We start from the raw sequence: 21,377 nt of genomic DNA on the forward strand, positions 1-21,377 counted from the left end.
TCTTTTCCCCTGTTACTTGGCGAAGCTGAGGGCGATGGCGCCCAATTCGGTGCTGCCGGCGGCCTTCACGGTCGCGCCGGGCCTGGGTGGCCAGGCGAAGGGCAGGCGGACGACTTCGCGGCCGCCGACTTCGCGCGCAGCCTCGATCAGCAGCGTGTAGTTGCCGGGGGCAAGCTGGCCCAGCGGCCCCTTGCCGGCGGTGAAGGCGATCTTCTGGTCGCCCGGCGCGCGGGTGGCGCCGGTGACGCCGTCGGCCGGGAACTGCATCGCCCGGCCGGAAGCGCGCCACCACTGGCGTACGTCGCGCAGCCATTTGGTGCCTTCGCCATTCTTCATGTCATAGTCGTACCAGACCGACAGGCTTCGGGGGGCTGCACCCTCCTTCTCGATCCAGATGGCGACATAGGGGCGGTGATATTCGGCGACCGACAGGCGCGGAATGGTGACGCTGACGTTCATCGTCTGGGCGCCGGCGGGCGCGGCGATGGCGCCGGCTGCACCGAGCGCAGCGGTGCCGGTCAGTGCCAGGCTGTGGCGGATCTGCATGGTTGGTCCCCCTTTAATGGATGAAGATGATGGCGAGGATTGCCGGGATGGCGAGGCCGGCTGCTACGATCGGCCAGGTGGTCGGACGCTTCTTCGCATGCAGCTGAAGCAGCAGCAGGCCGGTGAGGGCGAAGAGGAAGCAGGCGACCGCAAAGATATCGATGAACCATTTCCACGCAGTGCCGGCGTTGCGGCCCTTGTGCAGGTCGTTGAGATAGCTGATCCAGCCGCGGCTGGTGCTTTCGCTGGTGACGTCGCCGCTGACCCGGTCGATCGCGACCCAGCCGTCGCCGCCGGGGCGTGGCAGGGCAAGGTAGACTTCGTCGGCGGACCATTCCGCCTCACCCGCGCCGCTCTGGCCGATAGTCTTTTCAACCCATATGGCGATGGACGCCGGCAAAGGTTTCTTGGCGTCGGGCTTGTCGTCGGGCGCGACCTGCTTCAGCAGGTCGGCGGGCAGCGTCGCGCTTTTCTCCACTGTTTTGGGCGCACCCTCGACATCGGCGGCATGGTTGAGCGTTATCCCGGTGAAGGCGAAGAGTAGCAGGCCGATGAGGCTGATCGCCGAACTGACCCAATGCCAGGTGTGAAGCTGCTTCAGCCAGAATGCCTTGGCGCTCTTCTTTTTCTGGGTCGGGATACGGGCGGTTCCGTGCATCGGAGAAGCGGCAAGTCCTGCGGGAAATGAGGCGGTCCGCATACCGCGAACGACTCGCAATTGCAAACGAGTCGCAGAACCAATTTTGTATCAAAATGTAAGCGAGGCGATATTGCGCGATGGACACGGTTCAGGGAGCGACGGGTTTCGGAGCGAAACTATTGACGGACAGGGGTTACCCAACTAGCCGCGGTGTTTGCTGCATGTAACACGGGTTAAACATGACCGGGCATGCGGTGTGGATCGGCCTGTTCTTTCAGGAGAGCGAGCAGCGGCCGTTGATAGGATAAGAGCATGCTGTTGCCGGCCGTTGCTGCGGGAATGATGATGATAGGGGCGCAGGCGGAAGCCGATGGTCCGCAACCGGCCGTTGCGGCCGTGGCCGAAGCCGGGGCGTTGCAGGACACCGCGCCCGCGGGCGTCGTAACGGACCCAGCCGCGCCTGCGTCTACGTCGGTTGTCCCGCCTCCGGCTGTCGTGCAGACCGTTCCGCCCGCCACGGATGATGATCCGGCGCAGGATATCGTCGTTACCGGCGAAAAAGGAGCGCCCAAAGGCGATCCGCTCGAACAGCTGAACGCCAAGAGTTTCGAGGCGGTGCAGTCGGTCGACAAGGCCGTGGTGGAGCCGGTGGCCAAGGCTTATAACAAGGGGTTGCCGCGCCCGGTGCGCAAGGGGTTGCGCAACTTCTTCTCCAATCTGGGCGAGCCGATTGTCGCGGCCGCCTATCTGCTCCAGTTCAAGCCGGGCAAGGCGTTCGAAACGGCGGGGCGCTTCGGCGTCAATACGACGCTGGGTTTCGTCGGCCTATTCGACGTCGCAAAGCGCAAGCCGTTCCACCTGCCCCATCGCAACAACGGTATCGCCAATACGCTGGGCTATTATGGCGTCGGGCCGGGGCCTTATATGTATCTGCCGATCGTCGGGCCGACCACGCTGCGCGACATTATAGGCGATACTGCGGACAAAATGATCCTGCCTGCCGTTCTTGGCGGCAAGTTTTTCAAGCCCGAATATGTCATCCCCGCCACGATCCTCAATCAGCTGGGTGAGCGCGCCGCGTTCGACGAGACGATCCAGGCGATCCGCAAGGAAGACGACCCCTATACCGCCTATAAGACCATGTATCTACGCCAGCGCAAGGCGGAGATCGAGGCGCTGCACGGCCGCGTGTCCGACGAGAAGTTCGTACCCATCTATGGCGAAGATATCCGCACGCCGGGCAAGAAGGATGCGCCCAAGCTGGTGGTGCCTGATACTTATGGCTATGACGTCGAGGATGAGCCGGCAGCGGATACGCCGCTGCAATAGGCTTTTACATCCGTTCGTTTCGCGCGAAGTCGAGAAACGCAGGCACAGCGTTATTCGCTTATCGACTTAGCTTAAAGCGAACGGTTCTTGGACTGAATAATGAAAAAGGGCGCCATCCACTTGGGATGGCGCCCTTTTTTTATAAGGTGGCGATCAGCGTCCGAGCAGGCCGCGCGCCTGTCCGGCGATTTCGGCCAGCATCGCGACATTGGGCGTCGCGGCGGCCTTGGCGCGCTGGACCAGCGTGCGGAACTGACGGACGCGCGCGCCCTTGGCCTGCAACCATTGCTCGACATGGGCGGCTACATCCTTGCCGCTGTTCTTCGCGCCTGCATGGGCCAGGAAGTCGAGCCGGACCTGCTGCATGTCGCGGGCGACGCCGGATATGAGCAGGCGCTCCCATGGATCGGTCGGTTCCATGCGGGCTGCGGCGGACTGCACCCAGTCGATGCCGACAGCTTCGCCCAGATGGGTGAACGCGCGGGTCAGGGCGATTTCATCCACATCCATGCGGGCGGCGAGGGCGGCAATGCCGACCGCGCCATCCAGTTTGAACAGGCCGGCGGTGCGCAGCGCCAGCGCTTCGGGTGCGCCGAGTCCAAGCAAGCGGTCGGTCACGGCGTTGGTGCGCCGCTGGGCTTCGCTGGTGAGCAGATCGTCGACCTGCGACGCCAGCTTGCCGACGCCCGCGGCCAGACGGTCATGTCCCTGCGCAGGCAGCACGCCGGCGGGCAGGGCGCGGAGAATGTCCGCGATCTGCGCGCGCATGCCGCTGGCAATGTCGCTGAACAGCGCAAGGCGCGCGCCTTCCGACATGTCCGCCCCGTCGATATCGGCCCAGAGCGTGCCGATGTCGTAGAGCCGTTCCGCGATGAGGAAAGCGCTGGCAAGGTCGGCAAGCGAGCAGCCCTCCTCTTCCGCCAGTTCGAACGGGTGGATGAGGCCGAGGCGGTTGACGATTCGGTTCGCGACCTTGGTGGCGATGATTTCCTTCTTCAGCGCATGGGCCGCGATCGCATCCGCTTCCTTCTTCTGCATCGCAGGCGGGAAAGCGGCGGCAAGTTCGGCGCCCATGGTCGCGTCGGTGGCGAGATCGCCCTGTTCGATCGCATCCTGCAAGGCGAGCTTGGCAGTCGAGAGCAGCACGGCGAGTTCGGGGCGGGTCAGCCCCTGACCGTCCTGCCCGCGGCGGAGCAACTGATCGTTGGCCGCCAGCCCTTCCACCTGACGATCCAGACGGCCTGTCTCCTCGAACGTCTCGATCAGGCGAACATAGGAGGCGAGGTCGGCCGCGCCGCCCGCTTCGGCGATGGACAGACCCAGCGCCTGGAGACGGTTATTCTCCAGCACGATGTCGCCGACCGCATCGGTCATGCTTTCGAGCAGCTTGTTGCGCTCCTCGAAGGGCAGGCGGCCTTCCATCATTTCCTTGTTGAGCGCGATCTTGATGTTCACTTCATTGTCCGAGCAATCGACGCCGGCCGAATTGTCGATGAAGTCGGTGTTGATCCGCCCGCCATGCAGGGAGAAGGCGATGCGGCCCGCCTGGGTCGTGCCCAGGTTCGCGCCTTCGCCGATTACCTTGACGCGCAGCTGTTCGGCGTTGACGCGCAGACGGTCGTTGGCCGGATCGCCGACATCGCCATGGCTCTGCGCGGCCGCCTTCACATAGGTGCCGATGCCACCGAACCAGAGCAGGTCAGCAGGCGCCTTCAGGATCGCGGAAATGAGCGCGGTCGGCTCCATTTCCTTGTCGGTGACGCCCAGGATTTCCTGCATTTCCGGCGTGAGCGCGATGCTCTTCAGGCTGCGCGGGAAGACGCCGCCACCCTTGGAAATGAGCGCCTTGTCATAATCGTCCCAGCTCGACCGGGGAAGCTGGAACAGGCGATTGCGTTCCTCCCAGCTCTTGGCCGGATCGGGCGCTGGGTCGAAGAAGATGTGGCGATGGTCGAAGGCGGCAACCAGCTTGATCGCCTTGCTGAGCAGCATGCCGTTGCCGAACACGTCGCCCGACATGTCGCCGCAGCCCACGACCTGCACCGGCTCGCTCTGCACATCGACGCCCATTTCGGCGAAGTGACGCTGCACGCTGATCCACGCGCCGCGCGCGGTGATGCCCATCGCCTTGTGATCGTAACCGTTGGAGCCGCCGCTGGCGAAGGCGTCGCCCAGCCAGAATTTGCGGTCGAGCGCGATGGCGTTGGCGACATCGCTGAAGGTCGCGGTGCCCTTGTCGGCGGCGACCACGAAATAGGGGTCTTCGCCGTCATGGATGACGACCTGCGCCGGGTGCTTCACCTTGTCGTTGACGATATTGTCGGTGACTGACAGCAGCGCCCGGATGAAGATGCGGTAGCTTTCGGTGCCTTCCGCCAGCCAGGCGTCGCGATCGATCTGCGGGTTGGGCAGTTGCTTGGGATAGAAGCCCCCCTTCGCGCCGGTCGGTACGATGACGGCGTTCTTGACGCGCTGCGCCTTCATCAGGCCCAGGATTTCGGTGCGGAAATCGTCGCGCCGATCGGACCAGCGCAGGCCGCCACGCGCGACCGGGCCGGCGCGCAGGTGGATGCCCTCGACGCGGGGGCTGTAGACCCAGATTTCGCGCCAGGGGAGCGGAGCGGGGAGGCCAGGTATCTGCGCGCTGTCCAGCTTGAAGGCGATGGCTTCGGCCGCCGCCTTGCTGAAGAAGTTGGTACGCAGCGTGCCGACGATGACGGCGCGCAGTAGGCGCAGCACGCGATCCTCGTCGATGGCGGTGACATTTTCCAGACCTGCGTCGATCGCGGCCTGCGCCTCTGCAATCCGGTCGTCGGCACCTTCGCGGCCAGCGGGATCATGCAGCGCCTCGAAAAGAGTGACGAGGCTGGCCGCAACGGCCTGCGCGCGGCGCAGCGTGTCGGCCACGGTCGCCATGCCATAGGCCATGCCGGTCTGGCGCAGATAGCGATAGAGGGCGCGGAACAGCACGACCGATCGGGGGGCAAGGCCGGCGGTGACGATCAGTTCGTTGAACCGGTCGTTTTCGGCGCGGCCTTCCAGCACTTGTGCGATCGCTTCGGTGACGACCTCGGCCCGGCTGACCACCGCGTCGGCATTGCCGCCGGCGGGCAGTTCCAGCACGAAGCGCTGGACATGGCCCAGCGCGCCGCCGTCGACCGGCGTGGTCATTTCCTCGATCACGCGGAAGCCGAAATTCTCGAAGACGGGGACGACTTCGGACAGGGCGATGGTGACGTGGCTGTAGAGTTTGAGGCGCAGTCGCTCGACGCTGTCTTCGGGATTGCGGTAGATGCGGATCGACTTGTCGCCTTCCCCCGACAGGCCATGGATCAGGCGGATGTCGATCGCGGCTTCGGCCGGGCCGGCGCCGTTGCGATAGGCAAGCGGGAAGCCCGAGGCATAACGCTGGGCAAGGGCAGCGGCGCGGCCGCCTTCCTCGGTTTCGGCGAGCGCTTCCTCGACCGCCGGCACCCAGCCGCGTACCATCTGCTTGAGCTGATGATCGAGCGCGGCATCGTCCGGCACCACGCCGCCTTCGCGCAGGTCGAGCGTGATGCGCAGCAGTGCCAGGCCGCCTTCCTCAAGCGCGATCGACCAGCTCAGCACCGGGCCGTTCGCCGCCTGCGACAGCATGTCCTGAATGGCCACGCGGCGCGCGGTCGACAGCTCATCGCGCGGCAGCCAGACGAAGGCATAGAGGTGACGGGCCAGTGCGCTGGTCGCGAGCGCCAGCTTCGGACGCGGCCGGTCGCTAAGCGACATGAAGGTGAGCGACAGCCGTTCCAGCGTCTCGCGATCGAAACCGATGGTGATGTCATGCGGCAGCGATGTCAGCGCATGCGCCAGCGTCTTGCCCGCATGGCCGGCCGGGTCGAAGCCGAATTTGTCCATCAGGGTCGACAGCGCGGACCGGAGCAGCGGTACCTTGTCCGGCGTCGCCGACAGGCCCGAACTGGTCCACATGCCGGCGTGGATCGACAGCGCCTTGACTTCGCGGCCGTCGCGAATGGGGACGATGATGAGATCGAGCAGCACCTGGCGATGGACGCGCGACAGGCGGCTGGACTTGATGATGAGGGGGACGCGCTTGCCTTCCTCGAACCAGGTGAAGGCGGCTTCCAGCGAAGCCGGCGCGATCAACGGCTTGTCATGGCGGGTGCAGATGCCCAGCCGGGCTTCGCTGCTGCCGTCGCGGCGCAATATTTCATGACCCACCTGGGTGAAATGGCGTGCCAGGAACCAGCGCAGCAGCGCGGCGCCTTCCTCATCGGGAACCGCATCGGCGTCATTGGCCATGGCGGTCTGCATCGTGGCCCAGTCGGCCACGGCGGCACGCACGTCGGCGAGCGTATCCTCCAGCGCCTTTTCCAGCGCGCGGCGCGCCTTCGCATCGGCACGGTCGGCCTCGATATAGATCATGGATTCGCGGCGTGCGCCGGGCGTATCGTCGTCCAGAATCGCCGAAAGCGCGCCGTCGCCGTCGCGCGCCACGGATAGGACCGGATGCAGCAGGCGATGGATGGTGATGTCGGCCGCCGACAGGGTGTTGGCGATCGAATCCACCAGGAACGGCATGTCGTCATTCACGATGGCGACGCGCATGAAGCGACCGGTCGCACCTTCGCCCAGCGTTTCGATGGCGATGGCGGGCTGACCGTGCTTGCGGCCGTTGGCAGTGCGGCTGAGGAAGGCTGCCGCTTCGGCGACGGCGGTGGGATCGAACCCCTCCCGCTCGCCGGGGAGGGCCCCGCGTGCGAGCGCCGCTTCGAGCGCCTCACGGATAAAAGTATCGACTTCCTTGATCTTCGTCTCAGCCGGCGCCGTCATTCGCTCACCTCTTTGCGCGGGTCGACCCCGCTTTTCTGTCAAGACGGAGGAGGCGCTGGATGGCCGCCATGCGACTCCTCTGCATTGGAGCGCCTATATGCGCCCGACTGATGTATGGCTCAAGACGATAGCGAAATAAAATTTCCAGGTTTTGAAATAAAATGATGCAGCGCACAATCGCCCGTCCGCCTGAACGGGGCGTTGGCGCAAGGCTGCAACCATGGGTCAGCGATGGCGGTCTGTCGAGCGCCGATCTGGATGGCGCGAAGGCATTTAGCGGCGAATTGTCGTTGATTGACAGTAGGAGATGCCGATGCGGTCCGTCAATGCGAGGCTGCGGCAATAACGCGTTTTCCCAGATCGCAATCTTCGGGCAGCGCGCCGACCAGCGACAAGGATCCATCCGCTTCTCGCCGCGCGACGACCACCGCAAAGCCGTCCGCATCGGTCGAGATGGCGACCGGATCGATCGGGGCGGCGGCCTTCATCGCGTCGCGCGCCACCTGCCGCCTGTCGGGCCGGTCCGGTTTGTCGGAGCGGCGCTGGGCGCGTTCGTCGCGAACGACCGCCTTGAGGCCGCCGACATAAGCGGACAGATATTCGGCGAGCTTGCCGACGCCAAGGTTCGCCGCCAGCGCATGATCCAGCGCCGTGGCATATTCGGTGATGCGCGTCTTGTCGTAAGTCGCGCCGAACACCAGCTTGATGATCGCGGTCATCGGGCTGCGCGCCTGCGCCTTGATGCCATAGTCGGCCAGCAGTTCGGCATAGTCGTCGGGACGGACGCGCGCGACAAGCGAGAAGTCGTAGGCGAGGCTGACGGCGCGATAAAGCGCTGCATGGCTGCGCGCTTCGCTGATGCGGACGCGTGCTGCGCCGTCGCGAGCAAGAGCGAGCCAGTCGGCCAATGCGGCGTCCTCGCCCGGACATTCCATGCCAGTGAGATCGAGCGTGTCCTCGTCATCGTCCGAATCGGTGAGCATCGTCGGCGCACCCGCAGGGCCGTCGGCCCAAACCGGCGCCACCGGGCGCGGTTCGGGGGCGGTGCGCAGCGCTTCGCCGACTTCCTGCTCCAGCGACTGGAGCAAGGCCTGTCCCGGCACTTCCTTCCAGTTGATGACGCCGAACACAAAGTCGATCGTGTCGCCATCCGATGAGAAGGGCATCAATATGCCGCGATAGAGAATCTCCGCGTTGCGCTGATTGATGAACTCCGCCTCGAACCCGATCGGCGCGGCATTGGCGATGATCTGAAGATAATGGTCGGTCAGGCGAGAGAGCAGCGAGCGGGTTGGCACATCGTTGATATAGTCGATTTGGCCCTCGATCTCGCATTCCTGGCGGAGCGCCGACCCGAGATAGACGATGGCGGGATTGTCGAGGCCGGTGCTGAAATCGAGCAGCACGCTGTAGGGGCCGAAATCCTCCAACTGTTCGGGCGCCAGATCCTCGATCGAGGGCAGGGCGCGATCGCCGAGCAGTGATGCCCAATAATTATAGGCGCGCACTTGCATGCGCCGCTCATCGGACCCGACGGCAGGCGGCGTTTCGATCGCAGCGTCGCCGCCATCGTCGAAATCATCGCGGTCGCTGGCGACATCGCGCCCCCGCAGAGTGTCCATCTCGTCGGTCCCTAATCCGGAGGAAAGCCTTCTCAAGGAAGGTACATTGGCACGGGATGGTAAAGAGGGGGTAAAGAGGCTGGCACGAAAAAGGTTGCAATGATGCAATTTGCCCGCTTGTGCAGCACGCCAACCACTGTTATCTGCCCGCCCCGACGCCGCTTTAGCTCAGTTGGTAGAGCACATCATTCGTAATGATGGGGTCACGTGTTCGAGTCACGTAAGCGGCACCATTGCCTTCATAAGGCGGTGATTTCTCAGGAAAATACGGAAATCTGCGGTTTCTAGGCCCGCCAGGGTACATGGCATGGGTACAAGGAATCTGCTATGGGTTGGCTCGTGAAGCACATCCAGAACCATCCGGGAGGCAGAAAATCCTTCCGACGTCAATTTCCAAATCACCTCCGTCCCTATCTTTCTGGGACCCAGCTGCGGGTGTCTCTGGGGCATCCTGACGCCCCCGACTTCCTGAAGCGCTACGACGCAGCGGCGAGCCAGTATGATCGCGAGGTGGCGCAGGCGACGCGGAAGCACTCCGGCCAGTTCAATGAGCTAACGCCAGAGCTCTCCAAATATCTTTGTGAAACTTGGATTTCTGAGGGGTTGGCGCTCGACGAAGACGTTAGGTGGGTCAATCGGCCTAGCTGGCGCAAAAGGGAAGCACGAGCCAACCTCATCGCTGATATTAAGGCAGAACTTGAGGAGGCGCTTGTACTTCGAGCGCTGGGCGATATTGAAGCAATCGTCACGCTCTGGGGCCCCGAAGCGGAAGGTCACGCGGAGGTGCTAGGGTTTCTGCTAGACAAAAACGCCCCCGAGTTTTCGGACTACGTCAGGGCCTTCCATAATGCCCAGATCGAGACGTGGCAGGCTATTCTCAAGCGGCTGGACGGCAAGGATGTTCCGACGCCTGTAGAGCCCGAAGCGCCGCGCAGGAAATCGGCGGAAGCGCAGCAGCCTGTATTTCTCATGCCGACATTTGAGGCCTACGCGAAAGCACAAGGGGTATCGGCGGGCGTCAGCAAGGAGTGGCGCAACTACATTCAAAGCCTCATAGGCTTCTTGGGGCACGATGATGCCCGCAGGCTCACACGAGACGATCTAACGAACTGGCGCGACCACCTGTTGGCGACACCAGGGCGGCAAGGCAAATTGCGCAAGCCCGTGACGGTGCGCGACAAGTATGTAACTGCGGTCCGGTGTACCCTCGCGTGGGCAACCGAAGAAAAGCTGCTGCCGGAGAACGTCGCGGCTGGTCTCAAGGTCCGCATTCCAAAAGAGGCTGTTACCCGCGACAAAGACTTCACCGGCGATGAGGCCTTGGCGATCTTGCGTGCCAGCCTTGAGGCTCCAAAGGGGCGACTGTCTCAGCCCTATGTTCGTGCGAGGCGATGGATACCTTGGCTGTGCGCCTATAGTGGAGCGCGGGTCAACGAGCTCAGTCAGCTCCGAAAGCAGGATGTCGTGGAGGTTGAGGGCGTCTGGGTCATGCGGATTACGCCTGAGGCGGGGACGGTAAAGACGCGGGTTGCTCGCGAGGTGCCGCTACATCCTCACCTAATCGAACAAGGATTTCTCGCAGTCGTAAAGGCGTTGAAGGCGGGCCCGATATTCTACGATCCTTCCAAGCTCCGCGCCACGGGCGAGAATGCAGAAGGCAACCGTCATGTCAAAAAAGTAGGCGAGCGTTTGGCGGCATGGGTCCGGACGGAAGTCGGCATTATCGATCCTGCCATCAAGCCTAACCATGCTTGGCGGCACCTCTTCAAAACGATGTCCGCTGATGTGGGCATGGAGGAGAGGGTGGCGGATGCAATCCAAGGCCACGCTGCGACAACCACCGGCCGAAAATATGGAAAGGTATCTGTCCAAGCCAAAGCAGCGGCGATTGAGCGCCTGCCGAGATTCAAAGTCTGAAAGGTTACTGCGGAGCCCCCTGGGATCGTTACCTGCACCCACACCTCCGTGTTACCGGAGGAGGCAAAACTAGGCCCCCGCAGCGCCGCCAGAGTAACCCAGCCCTTGCACCATGCAAGCCGGTCTTTTTCCGTGCGGTTGCGGACAGTCTGCAATCCCGGAAAGCCTTTGCCTCCGTACGCCCGGTCCACCTAAGCCCCCCGCTGTTCAACTCGGAGGGCAACATGGCGTCACTCGACACGATTGCGCGGGCACTGGGAGACTTCCAGAGGTCTTTGGGGTACTCCATGCCCTTGCACCGCCTTAAGCTTCTATTGGCGCTGAAACAACGGTCCAGGGCAACGTTACCGGAGCTGTGGCGTGCAATCTCGTCAACGAGCGCTCTCGCGACCATACACGATAGTCTCCAGAAACTTGCCGGGCCCCAGAAAGGTGGCAACCCCGCGCCACTCGTGTACGCAACGCGCTCGGAAGACCCTGGTGGCACCGTAAGATACAGCCTGACGCCTCGGGGTCACAAGATCGTGGATGATTTGGCGGCAGCGGCATTCGGCAGCAGCAATGAGTGAGGAGGCTCTAGACCGCCTTCTTGCGGCGCTTCGCGTGTTGCGGGGAAACCCTTGGTACGACATATCAATCGAGAGTACGGAAACGTTGGTCAATGTTCTCCGCCGGGAAGGAGAAACGCTCGCTTTCTATTGCGCCTTTTCCTCCGATCCGCCCGCCCAGGTCCGCAAGGTAATCCTTAGTCGGACGGCTGAATACGGGAATGTCACGGCCCCGACGGCGCTCTTCAAGATCGAGAGGGATGTTGAAGGGGCTGAGAGAGTATCGCTGACGCCGCGCGGGCGTCGCTGGAAACGCAAGGTTTTGGCACATCTAGGCCGGTGAAAGAGAAGGCCCTCCGAAACGACCAACCATACAAAACTAAAATATCGCTTCGAGCGATATCGTATTGACGCTGTGGTTGAATTCGTCCATATAGTTCGGGTGATGGTTGCTCATCTACTGAACCCGTCAATGTGTGGGGCCTGGAGCCCTGAGGAGGCAGATTGCTTCCGAAATCAATCTCGTGGCTGGTCGGGACCGTGGCGTGCGCCGCACCCGTCGGGCTCCGGGTGCGGCATGTTCGAGGTAAAACGTCGCTGAACAGACCTTTGTTTCTACGGGCGTCCGGTAATCCTACCGGCGGAAACGAAGGAAACGATGATGAGCAAGAAGAATCGTCACCAGCGGCGGCGCCGCTGCCCTAACCGGGGCTGGCTTTGGAAGCTGGTGGTCGGTGGCGGGCAGGCAGCTTACTATGTTGCCCGCTTCTGGGTCTGGTTGTCGGATCGGGAGTAGGCGGTGACCTCGAAATAGCCGGAAAGGAGCGTAACATGGTAAGAGCAAAGCGGCCCATGATTAATGACGCGCTTCGTTTGCTGCGTCTTTATCTTGGCTTATCGCAAAAACAAATCGCGTCTGAGCTTAACATGTCTCAGTCGATGATCTCCGACATCGAAAGTGGTTCGAAAGAAGTTACGATGGAGGTGTTGGAAAAATATAGTGCAAGTTTTAATGTTAAGATGTCTCAACTTCTCTTCTTTGCTGAAGAATTGGACGCGCAAGGGGTCAAGACAAGAGGGAAGCTGATCGTTGCTCCTCGAGTCTTGTCATTGTTGGAGCGCCTTTCCCCCCGAGAGATAGTTGATGCATAGTCGACCGTTGAAACTGAAGCAGATTGAGCGGTACGAACTCGCTCGATCGCCGTTCGCTCAGTTTCCCACGCAGAGAGATATCGCGTCCTTGGTAGGGGAAACGCGTGACGATCTGCGTCGGTTGGTCAATTACAAAGAACACTTTATTGTTCGGCGACAGGCCGAAACAGGGAAAAAGAAAAAGCTACGCGACCTCGCTTATCCCTCAGGCCGCCTCCGAAGCGTTCATGAGCGACTGAAGTTTCACCTCAACAAGATAAAACAACCCGATTATCTATTTAGTCCTAGAAAAGGTAAGTCCCAGCGCGACAACGCAGCTGCACATATCGGCCAGTGTCAGTATCTAACACTTGACCTGAAACAGTTCTACCCTTCCACAAATAGCAGAATGGTAAAGCGCTGGTTTGAGAATGTGCTGCGGATGGAAGAGGATGTGGCTGGTTTGCTTACACATATAGCGACGGTGGATGGAAAAGTCTCTTTTGGCTCCCCGCTGACGCCTGTGTTGTGTAGCCTTGTACATCGTCCGATGTTTGATAAGATTTCTGAATTGTGTCATCATAGAGGTTTAAATTATACTGTTTGGGTGGATGATCTTACTATATCAGGCCGGTTTGTCCCTCAAAAAATGCTATCGAAGATCAGGAAGATTATTCAGGAGCATGGATTAAGAAGTCATGATATTCGCTTCAGGACCGGAAACCGTCCAGTCTTCATCACTGGAATAGGTGTTTTAGGAAGAGAGCTAGTAGCGCCTAGAGCCTTACACCTCTCAATTCGTGCATCTTTCGAAGAATATCATGACGCGGTCACCGATGTTGAGCGGGACGCGGTTGAGCAAAAGCTCCTTTCGCAGCTCGGTACCCTCCGGCATGTAACAGGCGCTGGCTCGAAGGCAGGCCAAAAAGCAGCGGATCAGATGCACTCTCTCCGGCAAAAACGCGATAAGCGGCAGAGGCTGGTGCAGGAGGCGTTAGTTCAAAAGGCCAAGCTGCGATCTCAACGCGTGCCGATCGCCCAAGGACCTGCGCCGTTTTAGGAGCAAGGGTGTCGCCATAATTGCTCGAATTCGAGAAGTTGGCTCCGACTGTGCGAGCGGCCCTTTGCCGCAGTTCATCGCAGGACCTCATAGGTCCAAATCATTTCCTGAAGCCTCGCCGCGTCATACGAGACCACTCCGTCACCCCAAGGCAGCGGAAAGTCCCTGCCGTCCTCCAGCCGTATCCGCGCCACCGCCTCGCACATGGCAATCCATTCGCCCTCCATTGCCCCGCAGGAGTCCATGAGGTCGCCTAGGAGTCCCATTCGGACCGAGAGGGCCTCAGCGGCCACGGTAGGGGACTTGAGGTGCTGACGGGCCGCAAATCGCCTCAGTCGGGCGCGGCGAGTTTTTTCCGGCCCCTGAGCATGGACGAAGGCGTCCACGAGCATATTCCCGGTGAGTTCTACCGCGTTGATTTGGTCCAGCGGCAACCCAGCGGGCGAGGCGGTTGCGGAGACGGGCATAGGGTGCATTTCGATCCTCCAAGGCGACTCATGACGTTGCCCATGGATAGAACAAAAAGAGAACAATGAGAATGGTCCAAAATGAAAGGGGCCATTTGCACGCCGACCTTCTGCCGCGCTATGTCCAGCGTTGCGCATCTTGCGTACAGGGGGGACTTTGACAGTGAAATTCGCGCATGTTTTACGGGCGGCGATCGTGGCCGCCTGCATGATGTTTTCTGGAACCGCCATGGCTTCCTATGTAAACGCCGATGGCGTGAATTGTCGCTCAGCGCCGAACACAAAGGCCCGGGTGGTCGCGAAGCTCCGCAAGGGCCAATCGGTCTCATCGGTCGAGGGTGGCGGAGGCTGGACGAAACTTGAAAAGCCCGCTTGCTGGGTTAGCTCGCGGTTCCTGTCCTCAGACTACGTTGCAGCGAGCACGCGGGGGGCGTCGAACGGATATGATAGCTTCCGGACCAACGCCGTGCGGTCATCCCGGAAGCAATCTTCCGGCAACCTCTACTCGTTCAATTCATCGCCTGCTAAGACAAAACGGAAATCGCGCTCCAGCCGGTCGCGAAAGGGGCGCTCTGGCGGAAGCGGATATTACAGCGGGTCAGGCTGTCCATGCAGCGGCGGGACGGTGTGCATCGGCCCACGCGGTGGCCGCTACTGCATCACTAGCGGTGGAAATAAGCGCTACGGGGTTTGAACAGCGCAGAATTTGCCAATTAATGCAGGGTTATGGGCAACTATCGCCGGCCGCTCGGAGTTCTAAGGCTTCGGGCGGTTTGCCAATCAGCGAACGTCAGTACGAAATGCTCCTATGCGACCTCACCGCTCGTTCCGCTGCGCTCTGGGCGCCAATCGTCGCCAAAACAGCAAAGCCGACCGCAAACCACAGGAGGACCTTGCTGGGCTTGTAGATAGCGTCGGCTTCCGCCCGGCCTAGGCGATACCTTGCGATCTCATTGGGATCGCGAATAGCGCTGTCGCGAAAATCCATGCGCCAAGCGCTGCCGTGCCTCCGTCCATTTACCCCTCTCACACTCTGATTCGGCGGTAGCCCTTAACGGGTTGAAGGCGGTTAGCAAGGTGCCGCCGCGAAAGGCGGTATAGGCATGGGACGCCAAATTAGTACGGACTTATTTATGATGAATGTTCGCAACGGCGGATCGTCCGCGATAGCGTATCGTCTGCGGATTAGCGGAAGATTTCCTACCACTATGGACTGTAGGGGTCCGGCGAGACCCCGAACTGCCATACCCGTCGTTGATTTCAATCAAAAGGAACGTGAGCCATGCACGGATTTACTCCGATGATGGACCTATTCCGTCCTGACGGTGTCGCCGATAGGCGCGATGCGAGAACCTTCGGGCGTTCGATGCTTCTCGGCGGGGCTCCGACTTCCCCCCAGGCAAATGCATTGGTGTCCGCTATCGCGGAGGGCGTCATATGCCCCTACAAGGCTCAGCGAGGGCAACTCCGACACTCCTCGGTCCGGAAGTACCACCAGATCGTCGCGCCGTTCCTGACGGACCTCCTAAGGGCGGCAGCGGACGACAGATGGAGCAAGCTGGCGACCAACACTAACGCCCTCCCTGATTACCCTGGCGGCGCTGAGGCCTTCAAGGCGATGCGGGCGGCCATGGGTGCGGCAGAGCTGATTGACGAGCTCCCAGGATACACGCGGTCCTACCAGATGTTCGGGGAGACCCAGACACGGACCAGCCGCACCAGCTTCCGGCCAACACCGAAGCTCTTGCAACTTGCCGAGAGCCATGGCGTCCATCTGAGGGACCTAAAGGCGCACTTTCGAGCCAGCACGGGCCTCCGACCCCGGGCGGTGCTTGAGGCCCGCGCGGCTAAAGATAGCAAAAAGACCGCTCCGAAAGCTGCGGAAATCGATCCAAATGACCCGGTGGCCTCTTTTATTCGCGAAGGGGTCCAGGCACTTAACGGCCATCTCCTAGAGGACGGGCGGATTGAGGGTATCTCGTTTGCAGGGCTTCGTAGGGTCTTTTGCAATGCCGATCAGCCGGGGTTTTCCTGGCAATGGCATGGCAGGTATTATTCGGCCCGTGGCGCCGATGCATACGAAGCTATGGAAGGCGGACAGGCATCCCGGCAGCGGGTCATACGGATCGACGGGCACCCGGTCGCGGAAGTCGATATTAGCGCCGCGCATCTCACGATCCTGCACGGCCTCCTGGAGCTGCCGTTCGATGCCTCAACGGACCCCTACGCCCTAGACAGCGTGGACCGTGTACACGTCAAGAAGTGGCTAACGATCGCCTTGGGCGCCGCTGATCCGACAGCAGGAGGCGCCACGCTCTCGAAGGCCCGAGCGGCTGGGCTGGAGCGATACCCGTTCCTGAAGGACCTGCCGGCGCTGGGGATTTCCGCATTGGACCTCCAATACCATGAAGCCGAGATTATGCGGCTCGCGATGGACGACTTAAGGACCCTGCACGGGATCGGGTTCTTGCCGGTCCATGATGCCCTTATGGTCGCCACAGGGAACGAGGAGAAAGCCGCCCAAGCGATCCGGTCGGGCTTCCAGAGGCACTTTGAGGGTAGGGGGCTGCCGCCGATCATACCTCGGGTCCGCTGAGACTGCGTGGCCCCTGCGGGTCCCTCGATCTCTCAACGTCCGGCCGCCAACCTGCCACGACCTCAACACAAATGCAGGTGAGAAAACTGGCGGAAAGCGGCGGCTGAAATTATCTAACGCACTGATATTATTTAATTACAAGCTACCCGATTATTTCCCCGACATCGCCCCGCAGAGCGGAAATGCGTGAAAGCAAATTTCTTACCGATGATGGGTGCCACAGTCCCCCTCTCGGGGTAGCCATGTGGCGCTCGTTTAGACCCTTAGCGAGAGCGGGGAGGGATGATAGCCCTTGCAGGCGGAGGTCATCAACGATCGGAGCGAGATTAAGGGCGTGCCGATCGGCATCCGCTTTGACTGCCCCGACAGCCGCCTTATTCCCTTTTCCGGCCCGCTGGAGCGCTGCGGCGCCGTTGGGGTTGCCCAAACGGGTGCCCCGTTCCTTTGCGGCTGCAAGCGCCGCCTTAGTCCGCGCCGAAATGGCCTCGCGCTCTTGCTGAGCTACCAGCGCCAAGATGCCGACCGTAAGGTTGCATGCCTCGGGCATGTCTGCCGCGAGGAACTTTGCGCCGCTGTCTTGGAGTTGAAGGAGAAAGGCAGCGTTGCGGGAAAGCCGGTCCAGCTTGGCAATCACCAGCGTGGCGCCCGTGACCTTTGCATAATGCAGGGCGCGAGCAAGCTCCGGCCTGTCGTTACGCTTTCCTGTCTCAATCTCTGTGAACTCCGCCAAGACCTCACAGGCCCGACCTTCACAGTAGGAAGCGATCGCTCGTCGCTGAGCCTCAAGGCCTAAACCGGAGCGGCCCTGCGCGGCTGTTGACACGCGATAGTAGGTTACAACCTTCACCGAACGTTCCTTTACAAATCCGACTTACGAACGTTACGCAGTTTTGTAAGGTGCTGTCAACAGACCTCGCGGCCCTGAATGTCACGGATGAATGAAGATGCTCGGTGGCATCAAAGCCAATGTCGCTTCGGCTGCGCTGCTGCGCCGATAGGTATCGCCTTTACCGAGGGCAGGGCCGAGGACAGGCCCAGCTTAGACCGACTTCAGGCCGAGGGTCCCCACGGGCCTTTGGGTCCCTTTGGGTCCCCTCCAGGCCGCAGCGGGTTCCCCCCTCGGGCCGTTGGTAAATCCGCATTCGAAACTGGCGGCTTCGCTAGATCAACTTAAGCGAGCTCGGACCCTCATCGCGCACATGCCGCCCTGTAGATTTCTTGGGGGACCCAGCAAATTAGGGTCCCCTATCGAGCCTTAAGGTTCCATTCCCGTAACAATTCAACGCGCTGAAAAATGGGTCCCCCTGAAATTCTCAAGGGGTTCCTAGGGTCCCATCCGCCCCATTCCGGTTCCATCTGCCAACCCGCAAGGTTCGCAAAAATCGAACCTAGGCGCACTCAATTCTTGCCGGTCCCTATGGGCCCAAGACCACCCCGGCCCGCCAGATCGCGACGGCAGGTCTAATCTTAACCTCTGTACAGAATGAACAATGTCTAACCTTTCGGTCCTGAAGGACCCCAATCTAATCCGTGAATATAAAGGGCATCCGGTTCGTGTCCTCATACTCGACGGTGTCCCCTGCTTTCCTCCCGAAGATATTGGCGAAGCTCTCGGATATTACCCGCAAGCTGTTGCCGAAGTTGTCAGCCGCCTTCCGGCCCATGCGCTGATGCCCTGCCTGGAGGATACGGAAAGCGGACTTACTGACGTCGAGCTCCTCACCCCCATAGGCGTTTGGCTTTTGACGAACATTCTCGATCCTCGTCGGGACGCCGGAGTTGCCGCTTGGTCTCGCAGGGTCGCTACCGAACTTGCGCCGACCGCCGACCCGAAAGACCCCCGCGTGTTCCTCACTGTGTCCGCATCGGGCACGCTACCGCCCCGGCCGGATAAGTATTCGGGCAGGCGTGCAGAATGGTACGTCCTCAGAGATTCTCCTGAATACGAAGAGGCGCAAAGGGCGAAGATTGGCGAACGCGCCGAGCTACAGCGTCAGCTGCTCGAAGAGAGCGAAAGTCTCCGGCTGGAACGACAACTTGCAGCGCAGGGGGAAGCACGATGAGCTTATTCTCCAGAACCGGCACCACGGCAATGAGCCCTCAGGACCCCTACATGAACCTTCCGAAGCCGCCCCCCGGCATCGGCGCGGCCCCAATAGCCTCTGGCTTCCCGCAGTCCGCGCTACCCATGTCGAGGAGTGACCGCCTTCAGCAGGATAGCCCAGGCAATGGCAATATAGCCGCTCAGCTTCCCCCGGCGCCTCCCGTCCGCAAAAAGGCGAGCTTGTGGGATGACGACCACCGCCAAGACACCCTCCTTGCGATCAGCGCCGGGATGCTGTCCGGCCGCGACTTTGCGGATGGTATGGGACGAGCCGCCCAGGGACTCTTAGCCCAGCGGCAAGCTCTCCGTGAAGAAGGGCGTTCGGCACTTGGCGGTCCCGACGATGCTTTCGAAATCTTCACGGACCCGCAGACCGGCCAGCGCTCTTATCGGCCCGTCGAGGCCTTCACGGGTTACATGAAGGACAAGCGGGAAGCGATGAAGCCAACGGACATTGCGGGCTTCACCTCTCGTTATGTCGAACAGCTTGCCCAACTGGCGCCAGAGGATCGCTCGCAGGCCCTTGCGGACATGCGGGCACACCCCGAGGCGTATCCGGGCCTTGATCCTCGTTTCCTTCCCGTTGAGTGGAACGATGCCCAAGCTGGAATTCTCGGCGGCATCGGCATGACGGCCGCGCAGGCCCGAAAGGACCATCGAGCGGGCGTAGAGGCCGACCGCAAGGAAGCCCATCGGAACGCCGCCGCCGACGACCGGGCGGAACGCACGCGCATCATGCGGGAGCGTGCAGGGACCGCAGCGTCCCAAGGCTCGGCAAGAATCGGCATTGCCCGCGAGGCTCTCGGCCTCCGCAAGGCCGGAACGGGCGGCAAGGGCGGCTCGAAATGGACCCCCGCCTCCCAGCAATCAAACGCTGACCTTCTCTCTTTCATTCGAGGCAATTAATCATGGCATCTACAGATCGTAAACTTGAAGCGCTCCTAGAATTGGAACGGCGCGGCGCATTGGAGCCCGACGCGGCTCGGATGCTCCAGGCGTACCGAGACCAGGGCGTCTCGAAGACAAATCCACTTGGTCCCAATGGCCGCGCCCAGACAAACGAGGAGCGGCTAGAGCTCAAATCTTCTCGCGATAAAGCGCGGGCAGCATTGGCGCTCATCGGCCGTGTGCAGCCTCACCTTGATCGGGTGCGGACACTGTACGACGCCAATTATCGCGGCTCCGGTCCAATCCAATCGTTGCGAGAATATCTGCCAAGCCAGCAGAACGCGCAGTTTGACGCAGCGGTGGCCCCACTTAGGCAAATGGTCCGCCAAGCGAACCATAAGCCTGGAGAAGGCGCCATGTCGGACTTTGAGAGCAAGCTGGCACTCCAGGGCGTCCCCGATCGCTGGAGCTTCGACGGGGCCAATGAGGAAGCCCTGAAAGGCCTCCAGACCTTCTTGGACACCAACAAGGCGTCCTATTCGAAACAACTCGGCCTCCCCACGCCCCCTCCGAACATCGGACGCCGAAAAGCCCCGGCTCGGGGGGCCTGGACCATTGAGGATGCCAACTGATGCAGCGGAAAAAAGTCACCACGCCCGACGGCCAATCCTTCATCATTACAGTCCCGGACGGCGCGACAAACGCGGAGATTCAGTCTCGGGTGGAGGCCCACGTTCGCCAGAAACAGGGAGGGTCCGCTAAGGACACCCTCGCGGGGGTCGCAGGCAACTATCTGGACGGCATCCTTCCAGGAGCATCGGGGGCCGTCCGGGGAACCCGTGAGGTCCTCTTGAACGCCATTCGCGCTCCCTTTGATGCCAGCGAGGACTTCGAGCCCGCCAAGGCCTACAGTCGGGGTCAAGCGTTCCAAGAGGCCCGCCAAAAGGCCGCCGCGCAGTCGCACCCGAGAGCCAGCAACGCCGCTGCATGGACTGGAATGGGCGCAGGCCTGTTCCTGCCCGCCTCGAAGATCGCGAAGGGGGCCTCTCTGGGCCAGAAGGCTCTGGCGGGCGCTAAGACTGCGGGCCTCTACGGGGCCGCCTCGGGTGCCATGTCGTCCAAAGACGAAACTCTCCTAGGCCGCGCCAGTGATGCCCTTTCGGCTGGCGGTGTAGCGTCGTTGGCGGGCGCGGCATTTCCGTATGTGACAAAGGCAGCGTCTATCGCTGCTCGCCCGCTACGCCCCTTCACCGACCCTGTGGTGCGGCTGGCGGGTAGGGGGCTCCAGACGGTGGGCGATTACCTGCCGGGAGCGGTGGGCCGGTCGGTTGCGGCCGAAGGGGCTCACTTGGCTCGCGACCCAGCGCTTGCTGCCGCCAATGCCCAGCTTGGGCGAGAAATCGGTAACACTCTGCATCCCCAAACGCGGCAACCGATGCGGCCCCAGCAGGTAGCCGAAGAGGTCGGGAAGCGGCAGGCTGTTGGCGTTCCAGCGGTGGCGGCCGACCTTGGCGATAACCTTCGGAGCCGCTTCAGCAAGGCGGTTCGGACCCCTGGCCCCGCGCTGTCCTCAGTCCGCCGCCATATCGAAGCACGGCAACAGCAGGAAGCGGAACGCGCCGCGCGGCACATTGCGGAGACGCTGGGACCCGTGGGCAATATCGAACAGCAGGCGGCAACGCTGAATGCAGAGGCAAGG

17 protein-coding genes and 1 tRNA gene are annotated in these 21,377 nt (G+C 61.5%); 12 read left to right on the top strand and 6 right to left on the bottom strand.

Annotated elements, in window-relative coordinates:
- Nucleotides 1–12: 12 nt before the first annotated feature.
- Both VMR39_RS08455 and VMR39_RS08460 read right to left on the bottom strand, forming a co-directional pair.
- Complete coding sequence (locus tag VMR39_RS08455) at nt 13–546, bottom strand: DUF2271 domain-containing protein (RefSeq protein WP_325415543.1); 534 nt, start codon at nt 544–546, stop codon at nt 13–15.
- Between the two features lie 13 nt (nt 547–559).
- The gene (locus tag VMR39_RS08460) at nt 560–1,204 is read right to left on the bottom strand and encodes a PepSY-associated TM helix domain-containing protein (protein WP_325415544.1); all 645 of its coding nucleotides are present in this window, start codon (nt 1,202–1,204) and stop codon (nt 560–562) included.
- A 294-nt stretch (nt 1,205–1,498) separates the two neighbouring features.
- On the opposite strand from VMR39_RS08460, the gene VMR39_RS08465 reads away from it, so the two are divergent.
- Complete coding sequence (locus tag VMR39_RS08465) at nt 1,499–2,515, top strand: VacJ family lipoprotein (RefSeq protein WP_325415545.1); 1,017 nt, start codon at nt 1,499–1,501, stop codon at nt 2,513–2,515.
- 153 nt (nt 2,516–2,668) lie between these two features.
- Here VMR39_RS08465 and VMR39_RS08470 read toward each other — a convergent pair whose 3' ends face one another.
- Both VMR39_RS08470 and VMR39_RS08475 read right to left on the bottom strand, forming a co-directional pair.
- Nucleotides 2,669–7,345, bottom strand: coding sequence for an NAD-glutamate dehydrogenase (locus VMR39_RS08470; protein ID WP_325415546.1), 4,677 nt, complete (start codon nt 7,343–7,345; stop codon nt 2,669–2,671).
- A 323-nt stretch (nt 7,346–7,668) separates the two neighbouring features.
- Nucleotides 7,669–8,967: a hypothetical protein gene (locus VMR39_RS08475; RefSeq protein WP_325415547.1), complete on the bottom strand. Its 1,299-nt coding sequence runs from the start codon at nt 8,965–8,967 to the stop codon at nt 7,669–7,671.
- Nucleotides 8,968–9,124: 157 nt separating this feature from the next.
- Here VMR39_RS08475 and VMR39_RS08480 point away from each other — a divergent pair.
- The 5 genes from VMR39_RS08480 to VMR39_RS08500 all read left to right on the top strand — a co-directional run bounded on the left by VMR39_RS08480 (nt 9,125) and on the right by VMR39_RS08500 (nt 13,623).
- Nucleotides 9,125–9,200 (top strand) — tRNA-Thr (locus tag VMR39_RS08480).
- 94 nt (nt 9,201–9,294) lie between these two features.
- The gene (locus VMR39_RS08485; protein ID WP_325415548.1) at nt 9,295–10,884 is read left to right on the top strand and encodes a recombinase XerD; all 1,590 of its coding nucleotides are present in this window, start codon (nt 9,295–9,297) and stop codon (nt 10,882–10,884) included.
- Between the two features lie 1,209 nt (nt 10,885–12,093).
- Nucleotides 12,094–12,228, top strand: a complete 135-nt coding sequence (locus tag VMR39_RS08490; RefSeq protein ID WP_325415549.1) for a hypothetical protein — start codon at nt 12,094–12,096, stop codon at nt 12,226–12,228.
- Nucleotides 12,229–12,263: 35 nt separating this feature from the next.
- Nucleotides 12,264–12,584: a helix-turn-helix transcriptional regulator gene (locus tag VMR39_RS08495; protein ID WP_325415550.1), complete on the top strand. Its 321-nt coding sequence runs from the start codon at nt 12,264–12,266 to the stop codon at nt 12,582–12,584.
- Nucleotides 12,585–12,672: 88 nt separating this feature from the next.
- Nucleotides 12,673–13,623: a reverse transcriptase family protein gene (locus tag VMR39_RS08500; protein ID WP_325415551.1), complete on the top strand. Its 951-nt coding sequence runs from the start codon at nt 12,673–12,675 to the stop codon at nt 13,621–13,623.
- A 74-nt stretch (nt 13,624–13,697) separates the two neighbouring features.
- Here the strand turns inward: VMR39_RS08500 and VMR39_RS08505 are convergent, their stop codons facing one another.
- Nucleotides 13,698–14,321: a hypothetical protein gene (locus VMR39_RS08505; RefSeq protein WP_325415552.1), complete on the bottom strand. Its 624-nt coding sequence runs from the start codon at nt 14,319–14,321 to the stop codon at nt 13,698–13,700.
- Here VMR39_RS08505 and VMR39_RS30450 point away from each other — a divergent pair.
- Nucleotides 14,320–14,784 (top strand): SH3 domain-containing protein, encoded by a 465-nt coding sequence (locus tag VMR39_RS30450; RefSeq protein WP_414712474.1) that lies wholly within the window; start codon nt 14,320–14,322, stop codon nt 14,782–14,784. The two genes, VMR39_RS08505 and VMR39_RS30450, sit on opposite strands and share 2 nt — an antisense overlap.
- A gap of 714 nt (nt 14,785–15,498) precedes the next feature.
- Nucleotides 15,499–16,686 carry a hypothetical protein gene (locus tag VMR39_RS08510; protein WP_325415554.1) on the top strand — a complete coding sequence of 396 codons (1,188 nt, stop codon included), beginning with the start codon at nt 15,499–15,501 and terminating at the stop codon, nt 16,684–16,686.
- A 142-nt stretch (nt 16,687–16,828) separates the two neighbouring features.
- Here the strand turns inward: VMR39_RS08510 and VMR39_RS08515 are convergent, their stop codons facing one another.
- Nucleotides 16,829–17,533 (bottom strand): recombinase family protein, encoded by a 705-nt coding sequence (locus VMR39_RS08515; RefSeq protein WP_325415555.1) that lies wholly within the window; start codon nt 17,531–17,533, stop codon nt 16,829–16,831.
- Nucleotides 17,534–18,176: 643 nt separating this feature from the next.
- Between VMR39_RS08515 and VMR39_RS08520 the strand changes: the two genes are divergently transcribed.
- From VMR39_RS08520 to VMR39_RS08535, 4 genes are all read left to right on the top strand, one after another.
- Nucleotides 18,177–18,749: a hypothetical protein gene (locus VMR39_RS08520; RefSeq protein WP_325415556.1), complete on the top strand. Its 573-nt coding sequence runs from the start codon at nt 18,177–18,179 to the stop codon at nt 18,747–18,749.
- A 221-nt stretch (nt 18,750–18,970) separates the two neighbouring features.
- Nucleotides 18,971–19,696 (top strand): hypothetical protein, encoded by a 726-nt coding sequence (locus VMR39_RS08525; RefSeq protein WP_325415557.1) that lies wholly within the window; start codon nt 18,971–18,973, stop codon nt 19,694–19,696.
- A 2-nt stretch (nt 19,697–19,698) separates the two neighbouring features.
- Complete coding sequence (locus VMR39_RS08530) at nt 19,699–20,310, top strand: hypothetical protein (RefSeq protein WP_325415558.1); 612 nt, start codon at nt 19,699–19,701, stop codon at nt 20,308–20,310.
- A partial coding sequence (locus tag VMR39_RS08535; protein WP_325415559.1) for a hypothetical protein occupies nt 20,310–21,377 on the top strand: 1,068 nt, incomplete at its 3' end. The genes VMR39_RS08530 and VMR39_RS08535, both read left to right, overlap by 1 nt.

The organism is Sphingobium sp. (assembly GCF_035511395.1).
In the GTDB taxonomy this organism is placed as follows: Bacteria; Pseudomonadota; Alphaproteobacteria; order Sphingomonadales; family Sphingomonadaceae; genus Sphingobium.